14 protein-coding genes and 1 pseudogene are annotated in these 15,461 nt (G+C 72.0%); 8 read left to right on the top strand and 7 right to left on the bottom strand.

Annotated features, from left to right (window positions below; all coding sequences use genetic code 11):
* Positions 1-6 precede the first annotated feature (6 nt).
* From ADY59_RS13855 to ADY59_RS54020, 6 genes are all read right to left on the bottom strand, one after another.
* The gene (locus ADY59_RS13855) at positions 7-1,845 is read right to left on the bottom strand and encodes a sigma factor-like helix-turn-helix DNA-binding protein (RefSeq protein ID WP_049562203.1); all 1,839 of its coding nucleotides are present in this window, start codon (positions 1,843-1,845) and stop codon (positions 7-9) included.
* A 48-nt stretch (positions 1,846-1,893) separates the two neighbouring features.
* The gene (locus tag ADY59_RS13850; protein ID WP_049562201.1) at positions 1,894-3,714 is read right to left on the bottom strand and encodes a UvrD-helicase domain-containing protein; all 1,821 of its coding nucleotides are present in this window, start codon (positions 3,712-3,714) and stop codon (positions 1,894-1,896) included.
* A 3-nt stretch (positions 3,715-3,717) separates the two neighbouring features.
* Positions 3,718-5,964, bottom strand: coding sequence for a hypothetical protein (locus ADY59_RS13845; protein ID WP_049562200.1), 2,247 nt, complete (start codon positions 5,962-5,964; stop codon positions 3,718-3,720).
* Between the two features lie 145 nt (positions 5,965-6,109).
* A complete protein-coding gene (locus ADY59_RS13840; RefSeq protein WP_049562198.1) occupies positions 6,110-6,886 on the bottom strand; it encodes a class I SAM-dependent methyltransferase in 777 nt (258 codons plus the stop codon).
* Between the two features lie 100 nt (positions 6,887-6,986).
* Positions 6,987-8,048 (bottom strand): ABC transporter substrate-binding protein, encoded by a 1,062-nt coding sequence (locus tag ADY59_RS13835; RefSeq protein ID WP_049562197.1) that lies wholly within the window; start codon positions 8,046-8,048, stop codon positions 6,987-6,989.
* Between the two features lie 17 nt (positions 8,049-8,065).
* Entirely contained in the window at positions 8,066-8,296 is a 231-nt protein-coding gene (locus tag ADY59_RS54020) for a putative acetyltransferase (RefSeq protein WP_049562196.1), read from the bottom strand.
* 115 nt (positions 8,297-8,411) lie between these two features.
* Between ADY59_RS54020 and fdxA the strand changes: the two genes are divergently transcribed.
* The 3 genes from fdxA (at position 8,412) to ADY59_RS13815 (ending at position 10,652) form a co-directional block, all read left to right on the top strand.
* Positions 8,412-8,738 (top strand): ferredoxin, encoded by a 327-nt coding sequence (fdxA, locus tag ADY59_RS13825; protein ID WP_049562195.1) that lies wholly within the window; start codon positions 8,412-8,414, stop codon positions 8,736-8,738.
* 74 nt (positions 8,739-8,812) lie between these two features.
* The gene (gene dapC / locus ADY59_RS13820) at positions 8,813-9,883 is read left to right on the top strand and encodes a succinyldiaminopimelate transaminase (RefSeq protein WP_156325479.1); all 1,071 of its coding nucleotides are present in this window, start codon (positions 8,813-8,815) and stop codon (positions 9,881-9,883) included.
* A gap of 100 nt (positions 9,884-9,983) precedes the next feature.
* Entirely contained in the window at positions 9,984-10,652 is a 669-nt protein-coding gene (locus ADY59_RS13815) for a DUF4178 domain-containing protein (protein ID WP_049562193.1), read from the top strand.
* Here ADY59_RS13815 and ADY59_RS13810 read toward each other — a convergent pair.
* Positions 10,649-11,512 carry a hypothetical protein gene (locus ADY59_RS13810; protein ID WP_231618710.1) on the bottom strand — a complete coding sequence of 288 codons (864 nt, stop codon included), beginning with the start codon at positions 11,510-11,512 and terminating at the stop codon, positions 10,649-10,651. The two genes, ADY59_RS13815 and ADY59_RS13810, sit on opposite strands and share 4 nt — an antisense overlap.
* Between ADY59_RS13810 and ADY59_RS13805 the strand changes: the two genes are divergently transcribed.
* From ADY59_RS13805 to ADY59_RS13785, 5 genes and pseudogenes are all read left to right on the top strand, one after another.
* Positions 11,511-12,347: a 2,3,4,5-tetrahydropyridine-2,6-dicarboxylate N-succinyltransferase gene (locus tag ADY59_RS13805; RefSeq protein WP_049562192.1), complete on the top strand. Its 837-nt coding sequence runs from the start codon at positions 11,511-11,513 to the stop codon at positions 12,345-12,347. The two genes, ADY59_RS13810 and ADY59_RS13805, sit on opposite strands and share 2 nt — an antisense overlap.
* Positions 12,347-13,402: a succinyl-diaminopimelate desuccinylase gene (dapE, locus tag ADY59_RS13800; protein WP_049562191.1), complete on the top strand. Its 1,056-nt coding sequence runs from the start codon at positions 12,347-12,349 to the stop codon at positions 13,400-13,402. Before ADY59_RS13805 ends, dapE begins: the two co-directional genes overlap by 1 nt.
* A gap of 191 nt (positions 13,403-13,593) precedes the next feature.
* Positions 13,594-14,391, top strand: a complete 798-nt coding sequence (locus ADY59_RS13795) for a TIGR00730 family Rossman fold protein (protein ID WP_049562314.1) — start codon at positions 13,594-13,596, stop codon at positions 14,389-14,391.
* An 11-nt stretch (positions 14,392-14,402) separates the two neighbouring features.
* Positions 14,403-15,125, top strand: coding sequence for a TIGR00730 family Rossman fold protein (locus ADY59_RS13790; RefSeq protein ID WP_082310091.1), 723 nt, complete (start codon positions 14,403-14,405; stop codon positions 15,123-15,125).
* A pseudogene (locus ADY59_RS13785) lies at positions 15,044-15,461 on the top strand (hypothetical protein); the annotation flags it as partial. The gene ADY59_RS13790 and the pseudogene ADY59_RS13785, both read left to right, overlap by 82 nt.

The raw sequence follows: 15,461 nt of genomic DNA, 5'->3' as shown, positions 1-15,461 counted from the left end.
CCGATGCTAGCCGCCCAGGTAGCCGAGGATGTCGCGGTCGCCCCGCTCGCGCAGGCGGGCGAGCACCTCCTCGCGTGTCGCCGTCTCCGGCAGCCCGATGCGCGCGCCGATCAGGCGCAGCCCCTCGGCCTCCGAGCTGACGGGCGCGGTGTAGCCGATCAGGTAGAGCGCCCGGTTCAGCGGCGGCATCGCGGTGGCCGCCGCCGGCAGGTGGCGGGTCAGCAGCTCGCCGCCGTCGGAGACGGTCAGGAAGATGTGGTCGCCCTCGCTCGCCTTGAAGTCGGCCAGTACGTTGCGTATCGACCCCATCGTGGGCTGGTTGTGCCAGCTGATCACCACGTCGCCGGTCGTCGTCGAGGCGGTGAGCTGGCCGCCCGGCGCCATCCCGAGGTACGCCGCGAACCCCGTCGGCAGCGGCGATCCCGAGCCGCGCAGGTGCTCGGCGTTCACGTCCACCCGGTGCCACCAGCGGCCGTCGCGGCTGCGGAAGCTGCGCCGGGTCTCCGAGACGTCCTTGCGCGGCTGGTACGGCTCGGACTCCCCGGTGGGGGAGGTGCCCGCGACGCGGATCCAGCCGCGCTGGGTCCGCTCGAACCCGGGCCCGCCCGAGTAGGCGCGCACCGAGCTCTCACTGACGTCGTATCGGGAGGTGAGGTTGGTGACGACGGTGCTGACCGAGGCCTCGCCGCCGGCCCGCTCGATCTCCCTGGCGATCATCTCCCGGATGCCCAGGTACTCGTCGCCGCCCCAGCGGGTCAGGCCGTACTTGTTCCTGTCGACTCGGCGGAAGCGCTCGTCGGCGGTGAGCTGGTTGCGAATGCCGACCAGGCTGTAGTCCTCGCCGATGCGCTCCTGGATCTCCTCGGGGGCCAGCGGCCGCCCGGCCACCGCCAGCACCGCCTCGGCCTTCTCGTTGATGCTGCGCGGCCACGGCACCACGTGCTGTTCGAGCACGCGCAGCTGCGGCACGGCCAGGATCCACCGCTCGGCCACGTCCTCGCGGACGCCGAGCTGGGTGACCATGGCCACGGCCTCGCCCAGCGGGCGCGGACCGTCGGCGAACAGCTGCCTGGTCTTCTCCCGCAGCTCGTCGGCGCCGCCGGCGACCAGCCATCCGTCGGCCTGCTCGTAGCCGGTCAGCAGCGTGCGCACGAACCGCCAGGCGGGGATGCCCAGCGTGCGCACGTCGCCCCGGTGCCACGGCACGGCCGCCGCGAGGTCGTCGGCCGGCACCGCCGAGCCGAGCCTGCCGCGCAGCCAGGAGACGTGCGCGACCAGCGCGACGGCCTCCGGCCCGCCCAGCCAGGCTTCGACGTGGTCGCGCAGGTCGCGCTCGATCTGCCGGATCCGCTCCCTGGTGACCGAGAAGCGCTGCGCCAGCTCGTCCAGCGTGGCCCGGTCGGCCGCGTACAGCCTGTCTCTCGCGATCGCCCGCTGGCGCTCGTCCAGCGCGCCGAACAGGCCGTCGATGAGCTCGGGCAGCGGCTTGTCCTGGCGGACCGCCACGGGAGCGGCGGCGGGTTCGAGCAGCCGGTCGAAGACGCCGCCGTACAGCTTCTGCACCACGTCCTTGCCGAGCATCTCCGGTGTCCGCTCGGCCTCGGCCGGGTCGGAGAAACGCAGCAGCGGCAGGATGTCGCCCAGCAGGAGGTGACCCCAGAAGGCCACGGACAGGTCGGCGAGCCGGGACGCGACGGCCTGCGTGCCGACGATGGCGCACACGCGGTCGAGCGGGATCGCCTGCCACCACGCCTCGGGCAGCTGGGGCTCTTCCGCGATCGGCGCGATCTGGCCAGGGGAGGTCCAGCGCAGGGGTGGCGCGAGGTCACTCAGGCTGAGGTTCATTGGGGTCCAACCGGCAAAGGGAAGATATCCGCAGTTCAGACTATGTGATCAGAAGGACAGAAAGGGGCTACCTCTTCCGGAATGGGATATGTAAAGCAATGATCGGGCCCGCGTACAGGCCACGAACAGCATGCTCCGCTCCCGCTGCAACGCCCTGGCACGGGCGCCCGGATCGTCGGGAGGCCGCTCGGGGACGACCCCCTCGGCCACCCCGATGAGCGCCACCCGCTCGAACTCCAGACCCTTCAGATGCGGGAACGCCGACACCCGCACCGGCACGTCACGCAGCACCCGCCGGGCCGCGCGCACCTGCTCCGGGCCGCGCGCCCCCACGGCGATCCGGTCCGCCGGCACGCCCTCCTCCAGCCAGGCCGCGATCACGCTCTCCAATCCGGACAGCTCCGCCTCGGGCGACTCGTATGCCCGCACCACCGGCCGCGCACCGAAGTGCGAGCCGCGGAAACCGTACATCGCCGACATGCCCTTGACCAGCCCGTCGGCCGGCCCGCCGCCACGCAGCCGCACCGCGAACGCCAGCGACTCGCGCGAGAGCCGGTGCGAGAGCCTGAGCGTGTGCTGCTCCGCCGGGATGCCGACCGCGCCCAGCGCCACCCGCGTGTCGGTGACCCGCTGGTGCGGATCCCCGACGATGAACAGGTCGTCGTGCGCGCGCGGCGCCGCCGCGCGCAGCAGCCGCCACTGCGCCGGGCTGACGTCCTGCCCCTCGTCCACCACGATGTGCCGGTACGGCTTCCGCCCCGGCTCCAGATCGTCGAGCAGGTCGCCCGTCGTCCTGGCCAGCAGCCGCAGCGCCTCCTCGGTCAGCTCGGCCATGCTCCGCGCCTCCGGCCCGACCAGCGCCGGCCGCCGCCCCTCCGCCTGGGCCACGATGCGCATCGCCAGCCGCTCCGGGTTGTCCACCTCGATCTTCTTGCGCAGCGTCTCGTCCCCGACGAGCAGGTCGAGCCGCGCAGCCAGGTCGTCGGCCAGCCCCTGCGAGAACGTCACCAGCAGCACCGGCCCCCGGCCGTGCGCCGCCAGATGGGCCGCCCGGTGCAGGGCCACGACCGTCTTGCCGGTGCCCGCCCCGCCCACCACCAGCACCGGATGCTCGTAACGTGCCGCCCTGGCCAGCCGGTGCTGCGGCGGATACACGTACGTGCACCACTCGGGGGCCGTCAGCACGTGGTCCAGCTCCGTTTTGTCGGCCGTGAACACCGCGCGGTCCGGGCTGCGCAACAGCGCCGCGTGCAGGTCGTCCGGGTCGACCGGCTCGCCGGGGTCCTCCAGGGCGCGGCAGCCGTCCAGCTCCCGCCACGCCTCCGCCAGCGTCCCGCCCCTGGCCAGCACCGCCAGCGGCAGATGCTGCGTCGGCGGCAGCAGCGGCTCCAGCGCCTCCACGTCCGCCTCGGTCGTGACGAGCCGGACCAGAGGCAGCGCGCGAGCGTCGATGCCCAGCGCCAGCAGATCGCCGTCGCAGATCCGCTCGAACAGCCGCGAGGCCTTCGCCGACCGGCGTAACGCGGGCTCCACCCGTTCCAGCGCCTGCGCGTCCCACTCCTCGACCACGCCGATCACCGGGTTGACGCCGTAGCGGTGCCGCTGGGCGAACGACCAGGCGTCCGCGTCCGGCAGCACCGTGCGCAACCAGTAGACGTCCCGCTGCCGCACCACCCCCCCCCGCAGGCCCTCGGCCAGCCGCAGCGTCGCCACCCTGGCGTCACGGCCGCCCCGCACCCGCTCAGGGTGCGGCGCGCCCGCCACGTTCAGCAGGAAGCGGCGCAGCGCGACCACGGCGTCCCTGCGCACCGGCTGGGCCAGTGCGCTGAGCTCCCTGGGGGACTCGGGGCCGATCGCGAGCCGCGGCACGGCTCAGTCCAGGAGGCCGAGCAGGTCGCGGTCCCCGCGCTCGCGGAGCCTGGTGAGCAGATCCGGCAGCCCCACCGGGCCGGTCATGCCGATCCGCGTGGCGATCACCCTGGCCGCCTGCTCGCGGGTGCCGCCGGGAGCCGTGTAGCCGACCAGGCGCAACGCCTTGGTGATCTTCTCGGCGCCCTGCGCGGCCACCGGCAGGTGCCTGGCGCGCAGCACACCCTCGTCCGACAGCGTCAGGAACAGGTGGCCGCCCTCCTTCGCCCCGACGTCCACCAGCAGCCGCTCGATCGACTCCAGCACCGGCCTGCCGTGCCAGGTCATCGTCAGCTCACCGGCCGCGCTCCTGACCGTACGGCTCTCGCCCGGCGACAACCCCAGGTAGGACGCGAACCCGGTCGGCAGCGCGCACTCGCCTCCGGCGAGCTGTTCGGCCGACACGTCGATCCGCAGCCACCAGCGCCCGTCCGGCTGGCGGAAACAGCGGCGCGTCTGCGAGACGTCCTTCAACGGCTGGTACGGCTTGCCGTGCTGATGAGGGTGCTCGCCCGACGACCCGTTGCCCTCCCCCGGCACGGGCACGGCCGGCGCGAACGCCTGGAACTGCGACGGCACCGGATCCGGCGGCGCGAATCCCGGCGGCAGCGAGCTCACCCCGCCGATCGGGCCCAGCGAGCCGAGCGAGCCCAGAGGCTTGGCGGGCTTGGGAGCCTTGGGAGGCGACGCGAACGCCGACGGCGGCGGGCTCTCCGGCCGAGGCGCCACGGGCGTCACCGGCGGCGCGGGCGGCGCGGGCGGTCGCGGCGGCAGCGTCGCCAGCACGAACTGCCAGGCGGGCACCTCCAGCGCGCGGATCTCCCTGCCGTGCCAGTCGGCCGCGTCGATCAGCCGCTCCTTGGGCGCCGCCGGGCCGATCGTCCTGCGCAGCTCGTCCAGATGCGCCCGGTACGGGGCCGCCTCCTCGCTGGCCAGCCAGCTGTCCAGCTTCGCCCAGAGGCGCTCCTCCGTGGCGGAGATCTCCGCCGGGGGCACCGCGAACAGCTTGGCGAGCTGGTCCACCGCCGACGGCTGGTCGGTGAAGACCCGGTTCTGCGCCACGGCCCAGCTCTTGTCGTCCAGCCCGGCGAACGCCGCCTCGATCAGCTCGGGCAACTCCGCGTCCTGCGGCCCGCCCTCCGGGAAGCCGCCCTCCTCCCGGGGGGCGTCGCCTTGGGGTGCGGCGTCCTCATTCGGTGCGGCGTCCTCCTGGGCGGCGGCCTCGTCCACCTCCTGCAGGCCCTCGGCGGCCCCGTCCCCGGCGCTGACGGCCGCGCCCTCCCCGGGCACGCCCTCCTCGCCTGCCACGGCCGCATCCGCCTCGTGCGCGCCGTCCTGGGACGCCGCGTGCGCCTCCTCGGACGCCTCGGCCGCTTCCGCTGGGGCCGCGCCGTCGTCAACGGCCTCGCGCGCGCCCTGCTCGTGCACACCGTCCTCGGCGGCTTCCTCGGCGGCTTCCTCGGCGGCTTCCGCCTGGGGCGCGTCGTCCTCGGCGGTCTCGGGTGCGTGCTGCTCGGATGCGCCGGCGGTCATGGGCGTTTCTGCCTGGGCCGCGGCGGCCTCGGGCGGGTCCGCCTGGGGCGCGTCGTGCTCGGCGCCGTCCTGAGGGGCGGGCACTTCGGCGTGAGCCGCGTACTGCTCTCCGGGCGCTGCGCCGTCAGAGGGGGAGACGTCACCCTCGGGGTGGGCGGCCGGCCGCGCTACGGAGGAGGGCCCCGCCAGGATCGGCGGCCCCTCGGGCGCGCCGTCCTCCACGGCGTGCGCGGCGCTCCTGGGGGCAGCGGCCTTCTCATCGGCGGCGGGAAGTTCGCGTTCGTCGTCGAGGGTCACGTCGCCGTGCCCGGGCGCGAGACGGACGAGCACCGCCGAGAACAGGGTGCCGAGCACCGGCCGGGCCTGGATGAACGGCTGGTCGGCCAGCTCACGGCTGGTGAGCGCCAGCAGGCCCGGCCACGACCCCGCGCGGTCGAGCGCGATCGCGACGTGCGGCTCGTCCGCTTCCTCCGGGTCGAGCACGTGCAGCGCCGGCAGGACGTCGCCCACGGCGGCGGCCGGCCAGTGCTCCAGCGCGATCTCGGTGAGGAGCTCGCCGAGCGATTCCGGTCCGATGACGGCCAGCACCCGCGGCATGGGCAGGCTGCGCCACCAGGCGTCCGGCAGGTCCGGCTGCCCGGTGAGCAGCGTGATCGTGGACGAGTCGCTCCACCTCAACGGTGGTACGAGGTCGCTCAGGCAGAAGTTCATCCCGTTCCGTTCACCAGCCCCTCACGCCGCCGTCTTGTAGCGGTGCCATCGTCGTCGCCCACGGAACAGACCATAGTCCGGCAAAACAGCCCTACGCATCATGCACTACGCATCAGCGTCGAACGGCGGCAAAGCGTAGGCGCACGTAGTCGGCCATCCAGCCGCTCTCCCTGCGCAGCGCGGGCGCGGCGAGCTCGTTCACCCGCTGGAGCAGGGGTTCCACGAGGTCCGGCGGGAGCCCGTCGAGCGCCGAGGCGGCGAACATGCGCACCCAGTCGGCGGCCCCGCGCGGGCACTCGTCGAGCGGCGTAGGCCGGTCGAAGTACTCCAGCAGCCGCACCACGAAGCCTTCCTGCTCCAGGCGGCGGGCGTACTCGGCGGGCGTGGGGAAGTACCACGGCAGCTCGGGCTCGCGCAGGCCGTGCTCACGCCAGGCGGTGAGCATCGCGGCGGTCAGCTCGGCGCAGTTGCCCGAGCCGCCCATCTCGGCGACGAAGCGCCCGCCGGGCGCGAGCGCCTCGCGCACGCTGGCGATGACGGCGGCCGGTTCGCGGCTCATCCAGTGCAGCGCCGCGTTGGAGAAGACCGCGTCGTACGGCCTGGCCACGGTGAAGTCGTGGCCGTCGCCGACGATGAAGTTCATGCCCGGGTACTGCGCGATGGCCTTCTCGATCATGGCGGCGGAGCCGTCGATGCCGAGCACCTCCGCGCCCCGGAAGGCGATCTGCGCGGTCAGCACCCCGGTGCCGCAGCCGAGGTCGAGAACCCGTTCGCCCGGCTGGGGGTCGAGCAGGTCCACGAGCGGCGCGCCCTGCGTGGACACGTAGCCGAAGCTGCTGTCGTAGGCGCGACTGTTCCACCGCTCCAGGCTCGGTGTGTCGTATCGCAAGACGATCAGCTCTCATTCGTCAGACATCGGGCCCCCGTGGCCGTGCTGTCCGTTCACTTTAGAGCCAATTGTCGCTACGACATATCACGTCACTTCAGACTCATCCCACGCTGCGTGCCCATTCCTTCCCGAGGTAGGTCTTGGCCGCGTCCGTCTGCGGGATCGTCAGCAGCACGGGCGGTCCGGGGGCGACCGGGAGCTTGGCCGCCTGCTCGGTGTCGAGCGACCCCTTCATCACCATGGCCTCGCCGCGCGCGGGCCTGGCGTACCCCTTCTGGAACAGGTTCTGGCCCTCGTCGGAGAACAGGAACTCCTGCCACAGCCGGGCGGCGGCCGGGTGCGGGGCGTCCTTGTTGATCGCCTGCACGTGGTAGGCGCCCAGCTCGGCGCCACGCGGGATCGTCACCTTCCACGAGGCGGAGTCCTGGGCGCTGCGGGCGGCGTTGAGATGGTCCCAGTTCACGATCACGTTGGCGTGGGCCGGATCGGTGAGCTGCCCGGCCTGCTTGAGCTTGCCGAACAGGTCCACGGCGCGCTTCGGCTGCGGCATGCCGCCCTGCAGCGACGCGGCCATCACCCCGTCGAACGCCGCCGCCGAGCGCAGCGGGTCGCCGTCGAGCGCGACCTTGTAGCCGGGCTTGAGCAGATCGGCGAAGGAGGCGGGGGCGGGCACGGCGCGCGGGTCGTACCCGAGCGACATGTAGCCGCCGTAGGCCGCGTACCAGGCGCCGCGCGGGTCCTTGACGTGGTCGGGCAGGTCGAGCCAGCCCTGCACCTTGTACGGCGCGAACCGGGACGCGTTGGCCACGGCCACGTCCAGCGTGAGGTCGAACACGTCGGGTTTGAGCTGCGCGGCGGCGTCCAGCGAACGCTTGCTGTTGGCCTGCGGCTCCAGCTCCTTGACCTCGATGCCGTACTTGTCGGCGAACGTGTCGATGATCTCGCCGTAGTTCACCCAGTCACGCGGCAGCGCGATCACGTGCAGCGCGCCCTCCTGCTTGGCGGCCTGGGCCAGGCGCTCCATGCTGGTGAAGCCTTCCTTCATGGAGGCGGCACGGACGTTGACCGGCGGCCCCTGTGGGGCGGCTTCTTCGGTGGACGACGCGCCGCATCCGGCGCTGGCGAGGATGGCTACTGCTGCGGCGCAGGTACGTACGGTCACACAATGAATACTTACGGTTACATCGGCTCGGGTCGAGGAGGCGCGGCGGGAACGACGCGCCCGGCCACCAGTGTCTCCTCGGAAATCTCCACCAGGGTGCCGTCGCGCTTGCGGATCCGCAGGACGCCGCCCTCCCACGATTCGAGGACGCCCACGGCGTCGCGGAACCCTCCGGGGACCCTCCGGCGTGTGGTGATCCGTGCGCCGATGTCCGCGACTGAGATAGTGATGACGAGGCGAGCGGCCACGAGTTTGCCACCCTCCGTTTCAGCCAGGGTGCGGGCACGGCAATACTAGGGCCTAGCAAACCGCGGTCAGAGTCATGCCATGGTGCGGAATGGTGCGGAGAAGAAGGAGCTCGAGGTGACCTACGTCATCGCGCAGCCTTGCGTGGACGTCCTGGACAAGGCGTGCATCGAGGAATGCCCCGTCGATTGCATCTACGAGGGCGAGCGCATGCTTTACATCCACCCCGACGAGTGCGTGGACTGCGGCGCTTGCGAGCCTGTGTGCCCGGTCGAGGCGATTTTCTACGAGGACGACCTTCCCGAGCAGTGGAAGGACTTCTACAAGGCCAACGTCGACTTCTTCGAGGACCTGGGCTCGCCCGGTGGCGCCTCCAAGGTCGGCAAGATCGAGAAGGACCACCCGGTGGTGGCGGCGCTGCCGCCGCAGGCCGCCGAGGAGTAGCGGGCGCAGGCACGCCCGCGGGTGTTCGGCCCGCGGGTCGTTCCCGCATGTACGGCGCCCGACCAAGGAGAACTGTGAACAACCTGCCCGACTTCCCCTGGGACCGGCTGGAGCCGTACAAGGAACGCGCCCGCGCACACCCCGACGGCATCGTCGACCTGTCGGTCGGCACGCCCGTCGACCCGGTGCCCGGGATCGTCCGTGACGCGCTCACCGGGGCGGCCGACAGCCCCGGCTACCCGTACACGCACGGCACCAAGGCGCTGCGCGAGGCCGCGGCCGGCTGGTTGCGCCGCAGGCACGGCGTCACGGTCGCTGAGCAGGACGTGCTGCCGCTGATCGGCTCCAAGGAGTTCGTCGCCTGGCTGCCGACCTATCTCGGCGCCAAGCGGGTGGTCCTCCCCGAGCTGGCCTACCCGACCTACGACGTGGGCGCGCGGCTGGCCGGGGCCGAGGCGACGGCCGCCGACGGGCTGCTGGCGCTCGGCCCGCAGCGCGTGGACCTGGTCTGGGTCAACTCGCCCGGCAACCCCGCCGGCAAGGTGCTGCCAGTCGAGCACCTGCGCAAGGTGGTCGCGTGGGCCCGCGAGCGCGGTGCGGTCGTGGCCTCCGACGAGTGCTACATCGAGCTCGGCTGGGAGGACCGGCCGGTCTCGATCCTGCACCCTGACGTCTGCGACGGCTCCCACGAGGGGCTGCTCGCCGTCCACTCGCTGTCCAAGCGCTCCAACCTGGCGGGCTACCGCGCCGGGTTCGTGACCGGCGATCCCGTCCTGGTCAAGAGGCTGCTGGAGATCCGCAAGCACGCCGGGATGCTGATGCCCCAGCCGGTGCAGGCGGCGATGACGGTGGCGCTCGGCGACGACGCCCACGCCGACGCGCAGCGCGAGCTCTACGCGGCCCGGCGGGCGGTGCTGCGGCCCGCGCTGGAGGCCGCCGGGTGGCGAATCGACCATTCGACGGCAGGGCTGTACTTCTGGGCCACGAACGGGCAAAGCACGTGGGACCAGGTAAGCAAGCTTTCCGAAATCGGGATTTTGGTCGCGCCGGGCGAATTCTACGGATCAGCAGGTGGGCGGCACGTTCGCATAGCGCTCACGGCCACTGACGAACGGATCGGTGCGGCAGTGCGCCGCCTCCAGTAGGATCGCCCCGCAAGCGCCCCATCCCGGGGAGCGACGTCCGCGAGCACAAATAGATATCGGTCGTTTGCCTAGGCGAACCGCGAGTGGAGCGAGCCGAACGATGAGCATGACCTCCATGGTCGTTCTCGGGCTGAGCATCGCCACCGTCCTCCTCCTTCTGGGGGCTTTCCTGGCCACCCTCCGCCAGGAAAGGAAAGGCCGCACGACCGCGCCGCCGGTGGAGGCCGCTCCCGTCGAGCCCCCGTTGCCGGCGCCGGTCAGCGAACCTGCGCATGCCGGTGCCGACTACACCGACCCGCGCACCATCAAGGTCGGCGACAAGATCGAGGTGTACGGGGCGCCCGCGCGCGTGCTCGGCGCCATGCACCTGTCCTGGCAGGGCAAGCAGTGGATCGAATACCGCCTGCGTGACAGCGCCCGGCGCGTCCAGTGGCTCTCCGTCGAGATGCGCCAGGGCCTCGCCGCCGGCGACCCGCCCTTCCTGGAAGTGCTGCTCTGGACCGGCGTGCCGACCCAGGGCATGGTGCCCGCCCGCAGCTCGCTGGTGATGGACGACGTCGAGTTCCATCCGCTGGATCGGGGCACGGTCGCCTTCCGCTCCGAAGGCGACACCGACGCGCCCGACCGGGGGCTGCTCGACTTCGCCGACTACCGCGCCACCGACGGCCGGCTGCTCTCCTTCGAACGCCTCCAGGGCCAGTCGTGGACCGCCTGCTACGCCCAGCCGCTGCCGCCCGGCTCCATCTCCATCGTCAGCCGCGCCCCCTAGGCGAGCTCGACCTCCTTGGCCCCGGCCTTGCCGCCCTTCTGCCAGCCGATCACTTCCATGTCGTTGGTCCAGGTGGCCCCGCTGTAGGCGACCTGGCGCAGGTCGTACTTCTGCGCGTGGGCCACCGACCAGGCGGCGATCAGCCACCCGCGCTTGTCGCTGGTGACGGCGGTGCTGCCGATCGCCCGGGCGAGCTGGCGGCGGGCCTCGCGGGTCTGGGCCTTGGGCGTCCGGGTCGCGCCGGCCTCGGGCGGATACCAGCAGTGCACGGCCCGCGGGACGCGGCCGGTGAACGCCGCCGCGAGGATCCGGGCCTCGGTCTCGTGCGGGGCGTAGGCGTAGCCGGCGGCGGAGCGCTGCACTGCCTGGGCCGCCTCGGCGATCGGCATCTTGCGATAGCCCTTGACCTTCTTGAGCGCGGCGAAGAACTTGTTCGTCGAGTAGACCGGGTCCATGATCTGCTTCTTGGTGCCCCAGCCCTGCGACTCGCGCTGCTGGAAGACGCCCACCGAGTCGCGGTCGCCGTAGCTCACGTTGTAGAGCTTCGACTCCTGCAGCGCCGTCGCGTAGGCGATCACCACCGCCCGCTCGGGCAGCTTGCGCCGCGCCGCGACGGCCGCGATCGTGGCCGAGATCTGCGCCTGCTCGATGTCCAGGTTGAGCTGCTGGTCGTCCGCCGTGCGCACAGTGCAGTAGGGCTCCTGGACGGCCAGTGGCTTGGCCCTCTTGAGGAGCTGGTACAGCCCGAACGAGATGGCCACGGCCAGGACGAGGACGATCACCGCGATGGTGACGACGCCGCGGGAGAAGCGCAGGTGCACGCAGAAGAACCTACCCGGCCAGATAGGCTCCGTGGCCATGACAGACGTGAGCACCATGTCACCGTTGCCGGCGGTGATCGACGAGCTGTGGGCGCGTCGTGCGGAGCTGTCGGCGGCTGACGCGGAGGCACGCCACGCGGTGGTCGCCGCCGTGGACCTGCTCGACACCGGCAAGGCCCGCGTGGCCCAGGTGACGGCCGACGGCCGGGTGGCCGTCGACGAGCGGGCCAAACGGGCCATCCTGCTGAGCTTCAAGGTGCTCGGCATGGCCAGGTCACAGGTGGGCGACTTCCAGCACCACGACCGGGTGCCGCTCAAGAGCAGCTTCGACGGGGTGCGGGTGGTGCCGGGCGCGATCGCCCGCTGGGGCTCCTACCTGGCGCCGGGCGTGGTGCTCATGCCGTCGTTCACCAACATCGGCGCGTACGTCGGCGCGGACACCATGGTCGACACCTGGGCCACCGTCGGCTCGTGCGCCCAGATCGGCCGCGACGTCCACCTGTCGGGCGGCGCCGGCATCGGCGGCGTGCTGGAGCCGCCCAACGCGGTGCCCGTGGTGGTCGAGGACGAGGCGCTGATCGGCAGCCGGGCGATGATCGTCGAGGGCGCCCGGGTGGGCCGCGGCGCGGTCGTCGGCGCCGGCACGATCCTGTCGGCCTCCATGCCCGTCATCGACGTCCACACCGGCGAGGAACTGGGCCGAGGCCGCGTCCCCGACTGGTGCGTGGCGGTGGGCGGCACCCGCCAGAAGGAGTTCCCCGGTGGCACGTTCGGCCTGCCGTGCGTGCTGGTGCTCAAGCGCCTGGAGCCGGGGCAGCGGCACGACAAGGCAGCGCTCAACGACGTGCTGCGCGAACACGGAGTGAACACCTGATGCTGGACCTCACCCAGGACGTACGCACACTGACCGCCCGCATCGTCGACGTCGAGTCGGTGAGCGGCGCCGAGCAGGCCCTGGCGGCCGAGGTCGAGCAGGCGCTGACCGCGCTGCCCCACCTCAAGGTCGACAGATCCGGACAGACGATCGTGGCGCGCACCGAGCTCGGGCACGCCGAACGGGTGCTGATCGCCGGCCATCTCGACACCGTCCCGGTCGCCGCCAACCTGCCCAGCCGCGTCGACGGCGACCTCCTGTACGGCTGCGGCACCTCCGACATGAAGGCCGGGGTGGCCGTCGCGCTCAAGCTGGCCGCCACGGTGCCCGCCCCCGTGCGCGACGTCACGTACGTCTTCTACGACTGCGAGGAGGTCGAGGCCGACCGCAACGGTCTCACCCGGGTCGCCCGTGACCACCCCGACTGGCTGGCCGCCGACTTCGCGGTGCTGATGGAGCCCACCGACGGCGTCATCGAGGGCGGCTGCCAGGGCACGCTGCGCGCCGACGTGGTCGTGCCCGGCAAGCGGTCGCACAGCGCCAGGTCCTGGTACGGAATCAACGCCATCCACCGCATCGAGCCGGTGCTCTCCAGGCTCAACGCCTACGAGGCGCGGCTGCCGGTGGTCGACGGGCTGGAGTACCACGAAGGGCTCAACGCCGTCGGCGTGCGCGGCGGCGTGGCCGGCAACGTCATCCCGGACGAGTGCGTGGTCACCGTCAACTACCGCTTCGCCCCCGACCTGTCGATCGAGCAGGCGCAGCAGCACGTCCGCGAGGTCTTCGACGGGTACGAGATCCGCTTCGTGGACGCGGCGCCCGGGGCGCGGCCCGGCCTGACGCACCCGGTGGCCGCCGCGTTCACCGCCGCCGTGGGCGGCACGCCGCGGGCCAAGCTGGGCTGGACGGACGTGGCGCGCTTCTCCGCGCTGGGCGTGCCGGCCGTGAACTACGGCCCCGGCGACCCGAACCTGGCACACCAGGCGGGGGAGTATGTGTCGCTGACGCGGATCGTGGAGAGCGAGCAGGCGATGCGCACCTGGCTGACAACGTGAAAGTGGCTCTCCTCGCCGGCCATTTGGCGGGGAGAGCCACTTTCAGTCCCGAGCAGCACCCTCGCCGGTTAGACGCAGGGTCCTCGAAATTCGGTTCCAGGTTTCCCGGGAAGTTTTTCAAGATTCTTCTGAGCCGGGTAGACCTGGAGTTCGGCGCGATCCGAACCGTATGAAGGGCTAGCGTGATCCTCATGAAATCAACTCGCCGGGAAAGGCGCCAGGGGCAGGCCGTGGTCCGCGGCGACATGGTGCCCTCCTCCACCCACGACCAGCGGCTGCTCGCCCGTCAGGGGCCGGCCGACTGGGTGCACATGGACCCGTGGCGGGTGCTGCGCATCCAGTCGGAGTTCGTGGAGGGCTTCGGCCAGCTCGCCGAGCTGCCCAGGGCCGTCACCGTGTTCGGCTCCGCCAGGACTCCGGGCGACTCGCCCGAATACACGACCGGCCGCGCCCTCGGCGCCGCGCTGGCCCGGGCCGGCTACGCCGTCATCACCGGCGGCGGGCCCGGCGTCATGGAGGCGGCCAACCGAGGCGCCACCGAGGTCGACGGCGGGGTGTCGGTCGGGCTCGGCATCGAACTGCCCTTCGAGCAGCGCATGAACGACTACGTGGACCTCGGCATCGAGTTCCGCTACTTCTTCGTGCGCAAGACCATGTTCGTGAAGTACTCCTGCGGCTTCATCGCGCTGCCCGGCGGCTTCGGCACGCTCGACGAGCTGTTCGAGGCGCTGACGCTGGTCCAGACGCACAAGGTCACCTCCTTCCCCGTCGTGCTCATGGGCACCGACTACTGGGGCGGCCTGCTCGACTGGATCAAGGGCACCCTGCTCGGCACCGGCAAGATCGCGGAGCACGACCTCGACCTGATCACCCTCACCGACGACGTGGACGAGGCCGTCAGCATCATCGTCGAGGCCGACCGCGCCCGCTCCCAGCAGCGCGAGGACGAGATCCAGGCCGTCGACTCGCAGGTCGCGGAGCCGCAATAGGCTGGCTTGCCGTGAACATCTGTGTCTATTGCTCCTCCAGCCAGCACATCGACGGCAAATACCTCCGCCTCGCCTCCGATGTGGGCGCCGAGCTCGCCAAGCGCGGCCACACCCTGGTGAGCGGCGGCGCGACCGTGTCGTGCATGGGCGCCGTCACCACGGCCGCCCGCGCGGCCGGCGGCCACACCGTCGGCGTGATCCCCCAGGTCCTCGTCGACATCGAGGTCGCCGACCGCGACTCCGGCGAGCTGGTCGTCACCGCCGACATGCGCGAGCGCAAAGGCGTCATGGACGCCCGTTCCGACGCCTTCCTCGTGCTGCCCGGCGGCATCGGCACGCTGGAGGAGCTGTTCGAGATCTGGACGGCCCGGGTGCTCGGCATCCACGACCGGCCGCTGGTGATCCTCGACCCGTGGGGGCTGTACGCGCCCCTCAAGGAGTTGATCGTCGGCATGTACGACGCCGGGTTCACCCGCGCCGGGGTCTTCGACGCCGTCGCCTGGACCACCACCCTGGAGGAGGCGTTCGACCAGCTCGAAGGCCGGGCGACCCCGGTCCGGCCGAGCGTGGCCGAGCTGGGCGAGGCCGGCCGGCTGAGCAGGATGCGGCAAGTGCGGGACTCGTGCCTCCGTGGTATGAGTACGATGCCAATGTGCTGGTCATACTCGCCATCGCCGCGCTCGTCATCCTGGCCTGCGTGGTGCTGGTCTCCCTCGGCAGGGGCGGTGAGCTGACCGAGTTCCCGCCGGACGTGCCGCCGCTCAACCTCCCCGAAGCCGGCAAGCTCACCGCCGTCGACTTCATGGCGCTGCGGCTCCCGGTCAACCTCGTCGGCTACCACACGCAGTCGGTCGACGAGACCCTGCGCAGGGCGGCCAACGCGATCAGCGCCCGCGACACCAGGATCGCGGTCCTGGAGCAGCGGGTGTCGGAGCTCCTCTCCAGCCGGTTGCACGCGCGCCAGGAGGTCTACGCCGCCCCCGGCGCCGGCCCCCGCACCGAGCACGAGCCTCCCGCGGCGGCCCACACGCTGCCCGAAGCGGGCGACCCCCTCCCCGGCACGGCCCCCC

Source organism: Nonomuraea sp. SBT364 (assembly GCF_001083785.1).
In the GTDB taxonomy this organism is placed as follows: domain Bacteria; phylum Actinomycetota; class Actinomycetes; order Streptosporangiales; family Streptosporangiaceae; genus Nonomuraea.
This window is presented reverse-complemented; position numbering and strand designations above follow the sequence as displayed.